Annotated in this window: 12 protein-coding genes; 9 read left to right on the top strand and 3 right to left on the bottom strand. The window is 65.4% G+C overall.

Going from position 1 to position 15,920, the window contains the following annotated elements:
* Positions 1-5 precede the first annotated feature (5 nt).
* From FKZ61_RS08665 to FKZ61_RS08655, 3 genes are all read left to right on the top strand, one after another.
* Positions 6-278 (top strand): acylphosphatase, encoded by a 273-nt coding sequence (locus FKZ61_RS08665; RefSeq protein ID WP_141609689.1) that lies wholly within the window; start codon positions 6-8, stop codon positions 276-278.
* Between the two features lie 614 nt (positions 279-892).
* Entirely contained in the window at positions 893-2,143 is a 1,251-nt protein-coding gene (locus tag FKZ61_RS08660) for a valine--pyruvate transaminase (RefSeq protein ID WP_141609688.1), read from the top strand.
* Positions 2,144-2,192: 49 nt separating this feature from the next.
* The gene (locus FKZ61_RS08655; RefSeq protein WP_141609687.1) at positions 2,193-3,863 is read left to right on the top strand and encodes a DEAD/DEAH box helicase; all 1,671 of its coding nucleotides are present in this window, start codon (positions 2,193-2,195) and stop codon (positions 3,861-3,863) included.
* A 78-nt stretch (positions 3,864-3,941) separates the two neighbouring features.
* Here the strand turns inward: FKZ61_RS08655 and ettA are convergent, their stop codons facing one another.
* Positions 3,942-5,621: an energy-dependent translational throttle protein EttA gene (gene ettA, locus FKZ61_RS08650; RefSeq protein ID WP_141609686.1), complete on the bottom strand. Its 1,680-nt coding sequence runs from the start codon at positions 5,619-5,621 to the stop codon at positions 3,942-3,944.
* A 299-nt stretch (positions 5,622-5,920) separates the two neighbouring features.
* On the opposite strand from ettA, the gene FKZ61_RS08645 reads away from it, so the two are divergent.
* From FKZ61_RS08645 to FKZ61_RS08620, 6 genes are all read left to right on the top strand, one after another.
* Positions 5,921-8,854: a lamin tail domain-containing protein gene (locus tag FKZ61_RS08645; RefSeq protein WP_141609685.1), complete on the top strand. Its 2,934-nt coding sequence runs from the start codon at positions 5,921-5,923 to the stop codon at positions 8,852-8,854.
* A 39-nt stretch (positions 8,855-8,893) separates the two neighbouring features.
* Entirely contained in the window at positions 8,894-9,706 is an 813-nt protein-coding gene (locus FKZ61_RS08640; protein WP_141609684.1) for a polyphosphate polymerase domain-containing protein, read from the top strand.
* A 98-nt stretch (positions 9,707-9,804) separates the two neighbouring features.
* Positions 9,805-10,497, top strand: coding sequence for a DUF4956 domain-containing protein (locus FKZ61_RS08635; RefSeq protein WP_141609683.1), 693 nt, complete (start codon positions 9,805-9,807; stop codon positions 10,495-10,497).
* 111 nt (positions 10,498-10,608) lie between these two features.
* On the top strand, positions 10,609-11,022 hold the full coding sequence (locus FKZ61_RS08630) for a Fur family transcriptional regulator (RefSeq protein WP_141609682.1): 414 nt from the start codon (positions 10,609-10,611) through the stop codon (positions 11,020-11,022).
* A gap of 89 nt (positions 11,023-11,111) precedes the next feature.
* The gene (locus tag FKZ61_RS08625; protein WP_141609681.1) at positions 11,112-11,597 is read left to right on the top strand and encodes an adenosine-specific kinase; all 486 of its coding nucleotides are present in this window, start codon (positions 11,112-11,114) and stop codon (positions 11,595-11,597) included.
* Positions 11,598-11,851: 254 nt separating this feature from the next.
* Entirely contained in the window at positions 11,852-12,919 is a 1,068-nt protein-coding gene (locus FKZ61_RS08620) for a metal ABC transporter substrate-binding protein (protein WP_170199452.1), read from the top strand.
* Between the two features lie 11 nt (positions 12,920-12,930).
* Here the strand turns inward: FKZ61_RS08620 and FKZ61_RS08615 are convergent, their stop codons facing one another.
* Together FKZ61_RS08615 and FKZ61_RS08610 are read right to left on the bottom strand one after the other, a co-directional pair.
* Positions 12,931-13,740, bottom strand: a complete 810-nt coding sequence (locus FKZ61_RS08615; protein WP_141609805.1) for an alpha/beta hydrolase — start codon at positions 13,738-13,740, stop codon at positions 12,931-12,933.
* A gap of 119 nt (positions 13,741-13,859) precedes the next feature.
* A complete protein-coding gene (locus FKZ61_RS08610) occupies positions 13,860-15,869 on the bottom strand; it encodes a (Fe-S)-binding protein (RefSeq protein ID WP_141609679.1) in 2,010 nt (669 codons plus the stop codon).
* Positions 15,870-15,920: the final 51 nt, after the last annotated feature.

Below are 15,920 nucleotides of genomic sequence, written 5' to 3'. Positions count from 1 at the left end.
GGAAGATGCAGAGGTTGACAGCCATCGTCCATGGCCGCGTGCAGGGCGTCAACTTCCGCTACTTCACCCTGCAGGAGGCCCGCCGGCTGGGGCTCACCGGTTGGGTGGCCAACCGGCCGGATGGCACCGTGGAGGTGGTGGCCGAAGGCCCAGAGGATGCCCTGGCCAGCCTGGAGCGCTGGCTCCACCGGGGCTCCCCGGCCGCCCGGGTGGAGCGGGTAGAGGTGCAGTGGTCTCCGGCCAGCGGGGAATTCAGCCGGTTTCAGATCCGCTATTGATGGGTCTACGGCAGAAACTACTACAGTTTGGCGTAAATGCCATGACTCCCCTGCAAAAAGGGCATTTTTAAACGCAAAGGCGCAAAGGTGCAAAGGCGCAAAGAAACGCGGGAGGGAATCTCCCGAATTAGCGATTTCATAGCCACCCATGGCGGGCCGGAGACCCGCCCTACGCATCCGCCGCGTCCAATTTGCGTGGATGGCGGCCCCTGTCGTAGGTGCGGTTTCTAACCGCACGATGTGACCAGCTCCCGGCGGGCGAAGGGACAGCGACGGATGCACGGTAGGGGCGGGCCCCCGTGCCCGCCCGCTGTCGCCACATCCCGGCAGGTGAAGGGAAGGCGACGGATGCGCAGCTACGAGCTGCGCCTACGGCGGAGGGCGCCGGTGTTCGTAGGTGCGGTTTCTAACCGCACGGTGTGACCAGCCCCCGGCGGGCGAAGGGAAGGCGACGGATGCGCAGCCCGGTAGGGGCGAATCATGATTCGCCCCCACGACGTGATACCCGTTCCCGTCGGGGCGGTCCCCCGTGCCCGCCCGCTGTCGTTGTCGAACCGGCCACCCACGGCGGGCCGGAGACCCGCCCGACGAGTGAATCTACGAAGGGTCGATCTATGAACTATTCGAAATTTGGTCAGAAATTTCTGGGAGATTCCGGCATCCTGCGATTGATGGACGACCTGGGCAACGCCGCCCGGGAACCCGGCATGATCATGCTGGGCGGCGGCAACCCCAGCCACATCCCCGCGGTGGAGGCCCGCCTCCGGGAGCGCATGGAGCGCATCCTGGACAGTGAGGGGGATTTCGAGGCGCTGGTGGGCAATTACGACGCGCCGGGCGGCAATCCCACCTTCATCGCGGCCCTGGCCGAACTGCTCCGGGAAGAGTGCGGCTGGGCGGTGGGGCCGGAGAACATCGCCCTGACCAGCGGCAGCCAGACGGCGTTCTTTTTCCTTTTCAACCTCTTTGCCGGCCCCTACGGGGATGGACGTGACAAGAAAATCCTCCTGCCCCTCGCGCCGGAGTATATCGGCTATGCAGATGCCGGGATCGCCGGCGACATCTTCGTGGCCCACCGTCCCCAGATCCAGCACCTGGGCGATCACCTCTTCAAATATCGGGTGGATTTCGACACCCTGACTGTGGGCGACAACATCGGCGCCATCTGCGTTTCTCGGCCCACCAACCCCACGGGCAACGTGCTGACCGACAACGAGGTGGCCTGCCTGAGCCAGCTGGCCAAAGCCCATGGCATCCCCCTGATCGTGGACAACGCCTACGGCGCGCCCTTCCCTGGCATCATTTTTGAGGGGGCCACGCCCGCCTGGGAGCCCCATATCATCATGTGCCTCAGCCTCTCCAAGCTGGGCCTGCCGGGCGCGCGCACCGGCATCGTGGTGGCCACGCCGGAGGTGATCCGGGCCATCACTGCCATGAACGCGGTCATCAGCCTGGCGCCGGGCAGCTTCGGCCCGGCCCTGGCCCTGGACCTGGTGCGCACCCGGGAAATTATCCGGCTGAGCAATGAGGTGATCCGGCCCCACTACCTCCAGAAGGCCCGGCAGACCGTGGCCTGGTTCCAGGAGGAGCTGGCCGGCCTGGACTTCTACATCCACCGGCCCGAGGGCGCCTTCTTCCTCTGGCTCTGGTTCAAGGATCTCCCCATCACCTGTCAGGAACTCTACCGACGGCTGAAGGAGCGCAAGGTGCTGGTCCTGCCCGGCCACTACTTCTTCCCCGGCCTGGAAGCCCTGGACTGGCGCCACAAGCACGAGTGCATCCGCATGAACTACGCCGGCGATCCGGAAGTAGTCCGGGCTGGCGTGCGCATCCTCGCGGAAGAAGTGCGCCGGGCCTACGCATAACCCGCATCACCTGTCGCACTACACCCTTCGGTTTCGGCAAGGAGTATCCATGTTCACCCTACGACCCCATCAACGAGCTGCCGTCGACGCCGCCCTTGCCAAGCCCCACGGTGGTACCCTGACCGCGGTGATTCCACCCGGCGGAGGCAAGACCATCCTGGCCCTGGCCGTGGTGGATGCCCTGTTCAAGGCCGGGCGTATCGACGCCGTCGCCGTCTTCACCCCCCGTCTGGGCCTCTGCTCCCAGTTCGAGCTGGACTGGAAGGCGGTGCGGGCCCACTTTCAGCCGGGGGCCATGGGGCCCATCGTCCACCGGGAGAACGCGGCCATCCATGCCCTGCGCACCTTCGGCTACGTCTCCAGCTACCAGTCCCTCTGCGCGGATCCCGCCGTGCACCGGCGTTTCGCCCGGCGCCACAGCGGCCGGCTGGCCATCGTCTGTGACGAAGCCCACTACCTGGGCGAAAAGCTCTACGGCAGCGGCGACACCACCCAGGCGGCCCGCATCCTCTCCGACCTGGGGGAGCACGCCGCGTGCAAGATCGTCATGACCGGGACGCCCTACCGCTCCGACGAGAACCCCATCGTCTTCGCCGAATATGACCACCAGGGCAACATCGTGGCGGATGTCCAGATCACCTATGCCGACGGGGTGGCCCAGGGCTTCCTGCGCCCTTTCGACGCCGTGCTCTTCGACGGCCGCCTCTATCAGACCCGGCGACGCCAGCGGCGGGGCCGGGCCGTCTATGCCACCGAGGAGATCGAGCTGCGCCATACGGCCCAGCAGTTGACCCGGGTGGCCACCGACCCCCACTTCTGGCAGGTGGCCGCGCGCCATGCCTTCGAAAAGGTCAAGGAACTCCAGGAGATCTGGCCCCGCTACTGCGGCATTGCCGGCTGTGCCACCCAGGAGCACGCCCGCCAGGTGGCCGACTACCTCCAGTCCCTGGGGGCCCGCTGCCTCCTGGCCGTTTCCGACGACAGCAACGCCCATGAAAACCTGCGGGCCTTCAAGCGGGGTGGCTGGGACATGCTGGTCACGGTGGGGATGGCCCACGTGGGCTACGACCACAAACCCATTGCCGTGGCCGCGGTGCTCAACGGCATCCGCGAGTACAACTGGCTGGACCAGTTCACCATGCGCGCCGGCCGGGTAGTCCCCAACCGCCCCCGAGCCGAACAGACCGCCTGGATCTTCGGCCTGAACGACCTGGCCATGCGCCGCTATGTCAACGCCAAGCGGAACGAGGCGGCCCGGGCCATCAAGCTGGCCGAGGGGGAGGAGGCGCCGGAGCCAGGGGCCGGACCCGGCGGCGGCATCCAGGGGCCTCGGGTCCTCTACCATGGCGTCACCCTGGAGGCCATCGCCAACATCGGCTTCAACCACAGCGGCTATTCTGAAGAGCTGGAGGAGGAGCCGCCCCTGGTGACCGACCGGGAGCGGCGGGAGCAGTTGCGCCGGCGGCGGCAGGGGCTGGTGGGCCAATACGCGGCCAAGGTCTACGGCCACGTCAACGGCGAGACCATCCGCAAGGTCAACGCTACCCTGATTGAACGCTACGGGAAGCCCGTCAGCCAGTGCGATATCCCGGATCTGGAGCGCCAGATCCAGTGGTTGGAAAAACAACTGGGGTTGGACGAAGCCTCGGGCGACCCGCCGGAGGCGGCGCCACCCGAGGCGGAGGATGAACAGCCGCTGATCCAGGGCGGGCTCTTTTGAGGGGACACGCCCACCGGGAGCAGTGGCCGGGCGCCGGGTGGGCGGCATCGGCAGAGCGCTCCCACCCGGCGTGTCCCGCTACGCCCGGCGCAGCTTGCGGTAGGTGATGCGGTGGGGCCGGTCGGCCGCCGCGCCCAGCCGCCGACGCCGGTCGGCTTCGTACTCGCTGTAGTTGCCCGGGAACCAGACCACCTGACTGTTGCCCTCAAAGGCCAGGATGTGGGTGGCGATGCGGTCCAGGAACCAGCGATCGTGGGAGATGATCAGGGCGCAGCCGGCGAAGCTCTCCAGCGCGTCTTCCAGCGCGCGCAGGGTGTTCACGTCCAGGTCGTTGCTGGGTTCGTCCAACAGCAGGACGTTGGCGCCGGATTTGAGCATCTTGGCCAGGTGGACCCGGTTGCGCTCGCCGCCAGAGAGGCTGCCCACCTTCTTTTGCTGGTCAGTCCCGGTGAAGTTGAAGCGGGCCACGTAGGCCCGGGAGTTGACCAGGCGGTCGCCGATGCGGATCTGTTCGTTGCCGTCGGAAATTTCCTCCCAGACGGTCTTATTGGGGTCCAGGATGTCCCGGCTTTGGTCCACGTAGGCCAGTTTGACGGTGCTGCCCACGGTGATGGTCCCGGCGTCGGGCTGTTCCTGGCCCACGATCATGCGGAAGAGGGTACTCTTGCCGGCGCCGTTGGGGCCGATAATGCCCACGATGGCTCCCGGCGGCACGTCGAAGCTCAGGTTCTCGTAGAGCAGGTTGTCGCCGAAGGCCTTGGTGATGTTCTCGGCCCGGATCACCACGTCGCCCAGCCGCGGCCCCGGCGCGATGTAGATCTCCCGCTCCTCTCGCGCCCGCTCCATCTCCTGGGAGAGGAGCTCGTTGTAGGCGTTGATGCGGGCCTTGCGCTTGGTCTGTTGGGCCTTGGGCGTCATGTGGAGCCAGGCCAGTTCCCGCTCCAGGGTCTTCTGACGCAGGGAGGCCTGCTTCTCCTCCTGAGCCAGGCGCTGTCGTTTTTGCTCCAGCCAGGAGGAGTAGTTCCCCTTCCAGGGGATGCCGTGACCCCGATCCAGCTCCAGGATCCAGCCGGCCACGTTGTCCAGGAAGTAGCGGTCGTGGGTGACGGCGATGACGGTGCCCTTGTACTGCTGCAGATGGCGCTCCAGCCAGGCCACCGATTCCGCGTCCAGGTGATTGGTGGGCTCGTCCAGCAGCAGGATGTCCGGCTCCTGGAGGAGGAGGCGGCAGAGGGCGACCCGCCGCCGTTCGCCGCCGGAGAGCACCGCGACCGGGGTATCCCCCGGCGGACAGCGCAGGGCGTCCATGGCCAGCTCCAGCCGGCTGTCCAGATCCCAGGCGTTGAGCGCGTCCAGCTTGTCCTGGACCTCGGCCTGGCGGGCCAACAGGGCATCCATCTCCTCTGGGGACAGATCCTCGCCGAACTTCATGTTGATTTCATCGAATTCGGCCAGGGCATCCACCACTTCCTGCACGCCCTCCTCCACCACCTGGCGCACGGTTTTGTTGTTGTCTAGCTGGGGTTCCTGCTCCAGGTAGCCGATGGTGTAGCCTTCGGCCAGGATGGTCTCCCCGATGAAGTCCTTCTCCACACCGGCCATGATGCGCAGCAGGGTGCTCTTGCCCGCGCCGTTCAGGCCCAGGACGCCGATCTTGGCGCCATAGAAATAGGAGAGGCTGATATCCCGCAGGACCTGGTTGTTGGGTGGGTAGGTCTTGCCGACGCCTACCATGGAATAGATGATTTTTTCGCTCATTATTTGAAGTCCGTCTCTTTGCTTTCTTTACAGCCGACCCAAATGACCGCTCCAATGTAACACATGCGGCCGCTTTGCATAAAGCCGCCCCGGGTCTGTGGCATCGTTCAAGCGCATCGGGAAGGTGGGTGGACTCCTTTTCAGCCTTCCATATTTCTAGAATCCCGCCGGACCATGTACACTTGTAGGATGCAATCTTCCCTGTCCGCCTGTTGGACGCGGGGCAGCGGCGGCTTTGGCCATCCGGATCGGCCGGGGAGGCTGCCGGGCCCCATGGGGCACGAACGGGTTGTGAATCGATGAACAAGGGCATTTATTTTCGACGGCGCTGGGGGCGCACCCTGGCTCTCCTGGCCGTCCTGCTGATTCTCCTGAACCTGCAACGGCTGTTGGCAGACCCCACCACCCCCAACCCAGGAGAGGCCGGCCCGGTGGTCATCAACGAGTTTCTGGCTGCCAACGGGGGCGGCTTCCTGGACGAAGATGGCGACCCGTCCGACTGGATCGAGCTGTACAACCGCACGGCCACCGACATCAACCTGGTGGGCTGGAGCCTGAGCGACGATCCGGCCCGGCCCACCAAGTGGGTCTTCGAGGATGACCTGGTGATCCCCGGGGGCGGCTACCTGCTGGTGATGGCGTCGGGCAAAGACCGCAGCCAGATCGACGCCGAGGACGGCGAGCGCTACGTCCACACCAACTTTCGCCTGAACAGCCAACAGGGCTTCCTGGCCCTCTATTCGCCCACGTCCCGCCGCTTCATGGACGCCTCTGCCATTGAATATGGCCAGCAGTTCGAAGATGTCTCCTACGGCCGCATCGGGGACGGCTACGGCTACCTGGCCAACCCCACGCCCGGCGCAGCCAACGACACAGACCAGGTGTGGCAGGATCTGCTGCCAGCGGTCCAGTTTAGCCCGTCCCGGGGCTTCTACGACGAGCCGTTCCTGCTGACCCTGTCCGTGGACGATCCGGAAGCGGTCATCCGCTACACCACCGACGGCAGCACGCCGACGGAGGAACACGGCCACCTCTACCGGGAGCCCATCCCCATCACCACCACCACGGCAGTGCGGGCAGCCGCCTTCCGCCCGGGCTATCGCCCCGGGCTGGCCGTCACCCACACCTACATCTTCCCGGCGGATGTGGCGCGTCAGCCGGCAGAGCCGCCAGGTTTCCCGGCCACCTGGGGGACCCACGCCATCGACTTCGGTGGCTATCAGGCCGGAACGCCCCAGGAGGCCGACTACGCCATGGATCCCCGCATCGTGGAGGACCCCCGCTACGGCCCCATGGTTCAGGAGGGGCTGCTGGCCCTGCCCACCATTTCCCTGGTCACCGACCAGGACGCGCTTTTCGAGATCTACAGCCGTCCTCGGGACCGGGGCCGGGAGATGGAGCGGCCGGTCTCGGTGGAGTGGATCGACCCCCAGGGGCAAGTGCCGGATTTCCAACTTAACGCCGGCCTGCGCATCCAGGGCGGCGCCGGCCGCTGGGAGTTCATGCCCAAGCATTCCTTCCGCCTCTTCTTCCGCCGGGAGTACGGCGCCGCGTACCTGACGGTGCCTATCTTCGCCAATTCGCCCGTGGACCGGTTCGATACCCTGATCCTCCGGGGCGGTGTGGACCGCAGCTTTGCCGGCCACCCCTGGGCGCCGGACAACCCCATCGACCATCGCCTGGATACATACGCCCGGGATGAATGGGCCCGCGCCTCCCAGATCGCCATGAGCGGCCTGGGCTCCCACGGACGTTTCGTGCACCTGTATCTGAACGGCCTCTACTGGGGCATCTACAACCTGGTGGAACGCCCGGACGAATCCTTCGCCGCCGCGTACCTGGGCGGCCAGAAGGAAGAATGGTCCAGCGCCAACCACAGCGGCCCCGTGAGCGGCCCCCAGGATCGAATCAACGTCCTCATTCAACTGGCCCAGGCCGGCGGGCTGGCCGACCCCGAGAAATATGCCACCATGTTGGAGTTCATCGATCCCATCCAGTTCAGCGACTACATCATCCTCAACTGGTACGCGGGCAACCGGGACTGGCCGGAGAACAACTGGTACGTGGTGGTGCAAAACCCGGCGGGCCGCAATCTCTTTTTTGTGTGGGACGCGGAGCGCACCTGGGAGGATGGCGCGGCCATCGTGCTGGGCTCGGATGGCTTCGAAGGGGCGCCCTACCCCAATGTGGTGAAACGGGTCTTCACCGCCCTCATGGAGAACCCGGAGTTCCGGCTCCTCTTCGCCGACCGTCTCTATCGGCATCTCTACCACGACGGCGCGCTCAGCCAAAAGAACGCGCTGGCCCGCTGGGAAGCCATCACCGCCCCCCTGGAGAAGGCCATCGCGGCCGAATCCGCCCGCTGGGGCGATGTGCGCTACCCCGAGCCCATCACGCCGGATGACTGGCAGCGGGCCCGGGCTCTGGTGGCCGAGCAGATGGTGGGTAACGCCGACCGGCTGATGGAGATGGCCCGGGCCCAGGGCTTCTACCCGCCCATCGATCCGCCCACCTTCAGCCAGCAGGGCGGCACCTTTGCCGACCGTCTGGCCCTCACCCTGTCCGCCCCCGAGGGGGAGATCTACTACACCCTGGACGGCAGCGATCCCCGCCAGCCGGGCACCGGCCAGGTGGCGCCCGGCGCCCGCCGTTACCAGGGCGATCCCCTGCTGTTGACCACGGCCACCACGGTCAAGGCCCGGGTGAAGGTCGGGGAGACCTGGAGCGCCCTCCAGGAGGCCACCTTCCGTCGGGAGGGCCAGCGCAGCGATGTGCGCATCACTGAAATCATGTACGACCCCGTGGGCGGCAACGACTACGAATTCATCGAGCTGAAGAACCTGGGCAGCGTGACGGCCCGCCTGGGCGGCGCCTACTTCGAAGGCATCGACTTCGTCTTTCCCCGCTACACCCGGCTGGCGCCTGGCGCCTTCCTGGTATTGGTGCGGGATTTCAAGGATTTCCGTCGGCGCTACCCCGAGGCCGAGATCGGCGGCATCTACCAGGGGCGGCTGGCCAACGAGGGAGAGACCATCGCCCTCTACAGCGCCACGGGCCAGCTCATCACGTCGGTGACCTACAGCAGCGATGACGGCTGGCCCCAGAGTGCAGCCGGTGCAGGGGATTCCCTGGTCCTGGTGGATCCCCAGGGCGATCCCAACCTGCCGGAAAGCTGGCGGGCCAGTGCCGAGCTCTACGGCTCGCCGGGCCGAGATGATCCACCCGTGGAGTGAAGCCCGGGAGCGTGCCATCCAGGGAAGTGAGAGGCGAACATGCAAGCCATCGACCGCAGCTCCAGCGCCCACCTGCGGGTGAAAACCCGGCTGCGCTACGAGCTCAAGTATCTGCTGCGGCGAGAGCAGTACCAGGCCGTGGCGGAAGAGTTGACCCAGTACATGGTGCCCGATCCCAACGGCGATGCCTTGGGCGGTTACCGGATCGCCAGCGTCTACTTCGACACGCCGGACCTGCGCTCCTTTTGGGACAAGCTGGACGGCCACCGGGAGCGGCGCAAGATCCGGGTGCGGGCCTACGGCAACCAGCCCATCGGGCCGGACACCCCCGTCTACCTGGAGGTGAAACACCGGGTGGATCAGCTCATGGGCAAGCGGCGGATTCAACTGCCCTATGCCCAGGCCATGGACTTCGACCGGCTGGATCAGGCCTATCAGGCGACAGCCGACCCGTCCGAACGGGCGCTGTTGGGCGAAATATGCTGGCTCTACTACACCCTGCAGCTCCATCCCACCTGTGTGGTGACCTATCACCGTCGCGCTTTCCAGGGCAATGAATACTACCCGGATCTACGCATCACCTTCGACACCGATCTCAAGGGGCGCACCCATGACCTTTCCCTGCTCTCCACCGGCCATGCCCAAAACCACTACTTCCTGCCGCCGGATTTCTGCATCATGGAGGTTAAGGTTAACCACAACGTGCCCTACTGGCTGGCCCAGCTCCTGAGCCGGCATCGCTGCACCTTTCAGCGCATCAGCAAATACTGTCTGGCCCTCCAGCAGAGCCGACGGATCGCGGGCCGGCGCCGCATGCTCATCTACCCCGGCTCAGACGGTGCGTCGCCGTAGGGGTGCCTGCACCTCGGTCACGCAAGGATGCGTGACCTGCGTCCCTTATGTCACTACTACGTACCATCCCCCATGGGCCTATGAATGTAGGAACGGAAATGGATTTCACTCAGCTACTCCAACAACTTCACGACGCCACGGAAGTCTTCACCGTGCAGGATGTGGTGATCACCGTGGTGCTCAGCTTTCTCCTCTCCCTGGTGATCGCCTGGGTCTACCGGGAAACCCACCGGGGCGCCACCTATGTCCAGTCCTTCGTCCATACCCTGATCCTCATGTCCATGGTGGTGGGGATCGTCATGCTGATCATCGGCTCCAACATCGCCCGGGCCTTTACCCTGGTGGGGGCCCTCTCCATCGTCCGCTTTCGGAACGCCATCAAAGAGACCCGGGATGTGGGCTTCATCTTCTTTGCCATGGCCATCGGCATGGCCTGTGGCACCCGCTTCTATCTGCTGGCCATCATCGCTACCTTTGTCATCTCTGCCCTGGTGTGGGTGATGGTGAATTTCAACCTCTTCGCCAAGGAGACCGCTAGCCAGCTCCTCAAGATCTGGCTGCCCAGCACCGTCTCCTACGATACCCTTTTCGACAACGTGTTTGGCCGCTACCTCAACCGCTATGAGCTGGTGGCCATCGAGACGGTACAGGCCGGCACGCTGACGGAGCTGGTCTACAGCGTGGAGATGAAGCGCCCTTCCGAGGCCCAGGAGTTCCTCTCGGCCATCGGCAATCTCAACGGCAACAACCGGGTGGTGCTGATCACCGGCCAGCAGGAAGTGGACCTCTGAGCCGCCGTTGAAAAAGGCGTCCAGGTCGTGTATCATGATTGGGACATGCAGCCTGCAGCGGCAGATCGCAGGCTGCCCCGTCGTATCAAGCGATGATGGCAGGAAAACCCCATGACTGACCGTTGGATTGAGCGCCTCCGCGCCGCCGGCTACAAGATTACCCCGCCTCGCCTGGCCGTCCTGGAAGTCATCCGCCAGGAGGGAGAACACCTGAACCCCAGCGAGATCCTGGAGCAGGCCCGCACCATCCACCCCGCGTTGGGGCGGGCCACCGTCTATCGCACCCTGGAACTCCTGACCCAACTGGGCGTGGTGCGCCCCATTTACGTGGGCGAGGAAGGTCCCATGTACATCCGGGCCGAGGGCGGCCACCATCACCTGGTCTGCTCGGCCTGTGGCAAAATTATCGACTTCGAGCAGTGCATGGCCGACGAGATGGCCCAGGAGCTGGCCGAGCGCTTCGGCTTCCAGATCGAGAGCCACCTGCTGGAATTCTACGGCCTGTGCGCCGACTGTCACGGGTAGGTGCCTACCCTGGTGGAGCATACCCATTGTGGGACATACCCATTGTGGGACATACCCATTGTGGGGCATACTAAATGGAGGAGCAAGCCATGGAGCTGTCCACCGTCCGTATCGAGAAACCGGAGTCCATCAACTTTATTCTGGGGCAGAGCCACTTCATCAAGACTGTCGAAGACATTCACGAGGCCCTGGTGACGGCCGTGCCGGGCATCAAGTTCGGCCTGGCCTTTTGCGAAGCCTCCGGCCCGGCGCTGGTCCGCTGGACGGGGACCGACGAGGCGTTGATCGAGCTGGCCAAAAGCAACGCCCTGAACCTGGCTGCCGGCCACACCTTCATCCTCTTCCTGGGCGAGGGCTTCTTCCCCATCAACGTGCTCAAAGCGGTCCAGGCCGTTCCCGAAGTCTGCCGCATCTTCTGCGCCACCGCCAACCCCACCGAGGTCATCATCGCCGAGACGGAGCAGGGTCGAGGCATCCTGGGGGTGATCGACGGCGTCCGCACCAAGGGCGTGGAAGGGGAGGCCGAGATCGCGGAGCGCAAAGCCCTGTTGCGCCGTTTCGGCTACAAACTGTGACGGCCCCTGCCAGCCGGGAAAACGCCCTGCTGCCTCAGCGCCGCAGGGCGTTTTTTTGTCCTGGTTTTCTGCCATGGGCAGCAGCCTGGTTTGCCCGTCTGGCCACCTTGGCGTTATAATGCTGCCCACAAATGAGAATAATTCTCATTTGTGGGCGTGGTGGACGTACCTGGCCGACAGGGCATCCCCGCCCCTAGAAGGCACTTTGAATGCAAAGGCGCAAGGGCGCTAAGACGAAAAACGAGGAGATAGAAATGGGCCTTCGGCGACTGAGTTACTGGCAATTCCCCTTTGTCCTGCTGCTCTTACCCCTGCTGCTGGCGGCCTGCGTGGCCTCTGGGCCTGGGGCCACCGGGAGCGTCTCCACCGGGGCCGATCCCCACGCTGTGGAACCGACCCACGCTGCGACGGAGGCGCTCCAGGCGTTGCCGCCCCTGGAACCGGTCACCCTGGCGTCCGGCGAGAAATTGCGGGTGGTGGCCAGCACCCAAATTATCGCCGATGTGGTGCGGCAGGTGGGGGGCGAGTACATCGAGCTGGCGACTCTCCTCCCCGCCGGTGCCGATCCCCACAGCTACACGGCCACGCCGGCGGACCTGCGCACCCTCAACCAGGCCCACGTCATCTTCATCAATGGCCTGGGGTTGGAGGAGGCGATGGACCCTGTGTTGGAGAATCTGGAAGGCGATGCCGTGTTGGTGCCGGTCAATGTGGGCGTGACTCCCCGGTCCCTGGCCGAGGAGGCCGGCACAGGGGAGGAGCACGGCCATGAACACGACCATGAACACGGCCAGGGCGTCGACCCCCACACCTGGTTCGACGTGCGGAATGTCATGATTTGGGTCCAGAACATCCAGGAGACCCTCTCCCGCCTGGACCCGGCCCACGCCCCGGCGTACCAGGAGGCCGCGGAACGCTACCGCCAGGAGCTGGAGGCCCTGGACCGTGAGATCCGAACCGCGGTGGAGTCCATCCCTCCGGAGAAGCGCCTCCTGGTGACCGACCATGAGACCCTGGGTTACCTGGCAGCGGCCTATGGCTTCAAGCTGGTGGGGGCGGTGCTCCCCTCGTTCAGCACCATGGCCGCGCCCTCGGCCCGGGAGCTGGCAGCCCTCCAGGAGCAGATTCGCTCCGTGGGCGCGACGGCCATCTTCGTGGGCACGAACGTGAATCCGGCCCTGGCGGAACAGGTGGCCCGGGATCTGAACATCGCCGTCGTGCCCATCTACACGGAGGAGCTCAGCGCCCCGGATGGCCCGGCACCCACCTATGTGGCCATGATGCGTTACAACATCCAGGCCATCGTGGAGGCGCTGCGGTAAGGGGCGCTGCCTCAGGCGGTGGTGTCCCGGGCGGCTGTCGGCCAGCCCAGGCTGCGAAGCCAGGCAGCACAGAGGGGCAACCAGCTGGCCACGTGGGGATCTTCGTCGGCCAGCCCCAGCCCGTGCCGGCCGTGGGGGTAGACGTGGAGTTCGAAGGGGACCCGGTGGCGGCGCAGCGCCTGGGCAAAGAGCAGGCTGTTTTCCACCGGCACGGCCGGGTCATCGGCCGTGTGCCACAGGAAGGTGGGCGGCGTCTCCGGGCTTACCCGGGTTTCCAGGGACAGCTCCAGGCGTTGGGCCGGTGTGGCATCCGGCCCCAGCAGGTTCTCGAAGGAGCCGGCATGGCGAAATTCCCCCGCGGTGATGACCGGGTAGCAGAGGATCAGCCCATCGGGCCGGCAGGACAGGCGCTCCAGCGGGCCTGTTCCCTGGAGGGATGGGTGCCGGAAGTGGACGCCCAGGCTGGCCGCCAGGTGTCCCCCGGCGGAGAAGCCACAGACGGCCACGTGGTCCGGATCCACCTGCCAGGTCGTCGCCTGTTGTCGGATGAGGCGCAGGGCCCGGGCGGCATCCTGCAGGGGGCGGGGATGGCGGTGGGGCGCCACCCGGTAGTGGACCACAAAGGCGTGCCAGCCCAGGCGGTTGAAGCGCCGGGCCACCGGTTCTCCTTCGTGGGGTGCCCGGTTTCGATAGCCGCCACCCGGGCAGATCAGCACTGCGCCCAGGGGCCTTTCGGTCTCCAGCAGGTACGGCTCCAGCCAGGGGCGAAAGGAGGGTGCCGGCCCGGCCGGCGCTTCCCCTGCCAACCAGAGCGGGATCATTGGCGCTGTGGAGGATTCCAGTTCCATGGGATGACCCCCTGCAAAAAGGGCGTTTTTGAACACAAAGGCGCAAAGAAACGCGGGAGAGAGTAACCCGAATCAGCGTTCATCTGCGTGGGTCAGGAGAGCCGCTCGGCCACCAGTTCGGCGATGTCCTTGACGGCCAGGGCATTGTCCGTCTTGCGGGACGCATCTGTGAGCATGGTCAGGCAGAAGGGGCAGCCCACAGCCAGGGTGCCAGCGCCGGTGGATTCCGCTTCTCGATAGCGGTGGACGTTTACCGCTTCGTCCCCGTGTTCTTCTTCTTTCCACATCTGGGCGCCCCCGGCCCCACAACAGAAAGAGTGGGCGCCGTGGCGGGGCATCTCCACCACTTGAAGGCCCAGCTCCTGGAGCACCTGCCGGGGTGGGGCCACGATGCCGTTGTGGCGCCCCAGGTAGCAGGGGTCGTGGAAGGTGATGGTGTCGGTGCTGCCGTTGGCCTGGACCTGGATCTTGCCGGCCGCGGCCAGTTCCGACAGGAGCTGGGTGTGATGGATGACCTCGTAGTGGCCGCCGTACTGGGGATACTCCTTGCCCAGGGTGTGGAGGCAGTGGGGACAGGTGGTGACAATGCGTTTGGGCTGTACTGCGTTGAGGGTTTCGATATTGGCCAGGGCCATCTCGTAGAAGAGGTACTCGTTGCCGGCCCGCCGGGCTGCGTCGCCGGTGCAGCTCTCCTGTTCGCCCAGCACGGCAAAATTGACCCCGGCTGCCTGGAGCACCTGGGCCAGGGCCCGGGCCGTCTCCCGGGCGCGGGGATCATAGGCCGGTGCACAGCCCACCCACCACAGGATCTCCGGTTCCGGGTTTTCGTCGATGGTGGGCACGTTCAGTCCCTCTGCCCACGCCAGCCGCTCGGCTGCACTCTGGTTCCACGGGTTGCCGTTGCGCTCCATGCCCCGGAACGCGTTCTGGAGCTGACGGGGAAATTGACTCTCCATCAGCACCTGGTGGCGCCGGAGGTACAGGATGTCGAACATGGGCTCATTGCCCACCGGGCAGATCTCCACACAGGCGCCACAGGCGGTGCAAGCCCAAACGGCCGACTCGCTGATGGCGAAATCTAGCAGACTAAATTCGGATGATTGCCCGGCGGCCAGCTCCTCCAGGTGGGCGTTCAGGTAGAGCCGCTTGTTGACCTCCAGCGCAGCGGGGGAGAGCTCCTTGCCGGTGGCATAGGCCGGGCAGACGTCCTGGCAGCGGTTGCACATGATGCACGCGTAGGCGTCCACCAGGTGGGTCCAGGGCAGCTCCTCGATCCGGGCCACGCCAAAGCTTTCCACCGTCTCGTCCTCGAAATCGATGGGGTCCAGCGCACCCAGGGAAGTGCGCTGGGGTTTGGTCAGGTAGTTCACCCCGGCCATGACCAGGTGGAAGTGCTTGGTGTAGGGGAAATAGGGCACAAAGAGCAGGATCAGGCCCAGGGCGCCCCACCAGCCAAACCGATGGCCCGCGGTCAGTGCGCCTTCGCTCCAGCCCTGCCAGGCCAGGCTGAGCAGATGGGCGAAGGGCTGTCCCCAGTCGCCCCCTTCCGCCGCGACGGCAAAACTGGCCGCCAACAGTCGAAAGCCCACGTGGAACAGGATGAAGAGGCCCACGATGAGGGAATCCCGGGCGATGGCCCCTTCCTGGACCGCCGGCAGCAGCCGGATGTTCTCCCGGTAGCGGAGGGCCGGGCTCCGGAAGAGGAAGCGTCGGGCCAGGAAGTAGATCATGCCCACCAGTACGCCGGCGCTGAAGAGGTCGGCCAGGAAACGGTAGAATCCACCCAGCCAGCCTTTGCCCAGGAAAGCGATGGGGAAAAAGCCCTCCAGCAGGTCGCCAAAGTTGACCAGGAAGTAGAACATGAAGCCCCAGGCGATCAGCCCGTGGAAGAGGCTGGTGGCGGGGCGGGCTTTCCAGATGGGCCGGGTGGTGACCCAGGTGATTAGGGCTTCCCGGGCCCGCCGACGCAGCGTCTCGGCGCTGGGGCGTTCCCCGCTGCCTCGGGCAATGACCCGATAGACGTTTTGGAAGCCGATGAAGGCATAGGCCAGGGAAGCCGCGGTCAAGACGAGGAAGAGCAGCTTTTCGGACAGGCTGAGCATGATCCGGACATCTTTCCCTGTGATAGGATGGGCTATCTGAGGATGGTTGGG

The sequence above is a fragment of the Litorilinea aerophila genome, assembly GCF_006569185.2.
Classification (GTDB): Bacteria; Chloroflexota; Anaerolineae; order Caldilineales; family Caldilineaceae; genus Litorilinea; species Litorilinea aerophila.
This window is presented reverse-complemented; position numbering and strand designations above follow the sequence as displayed.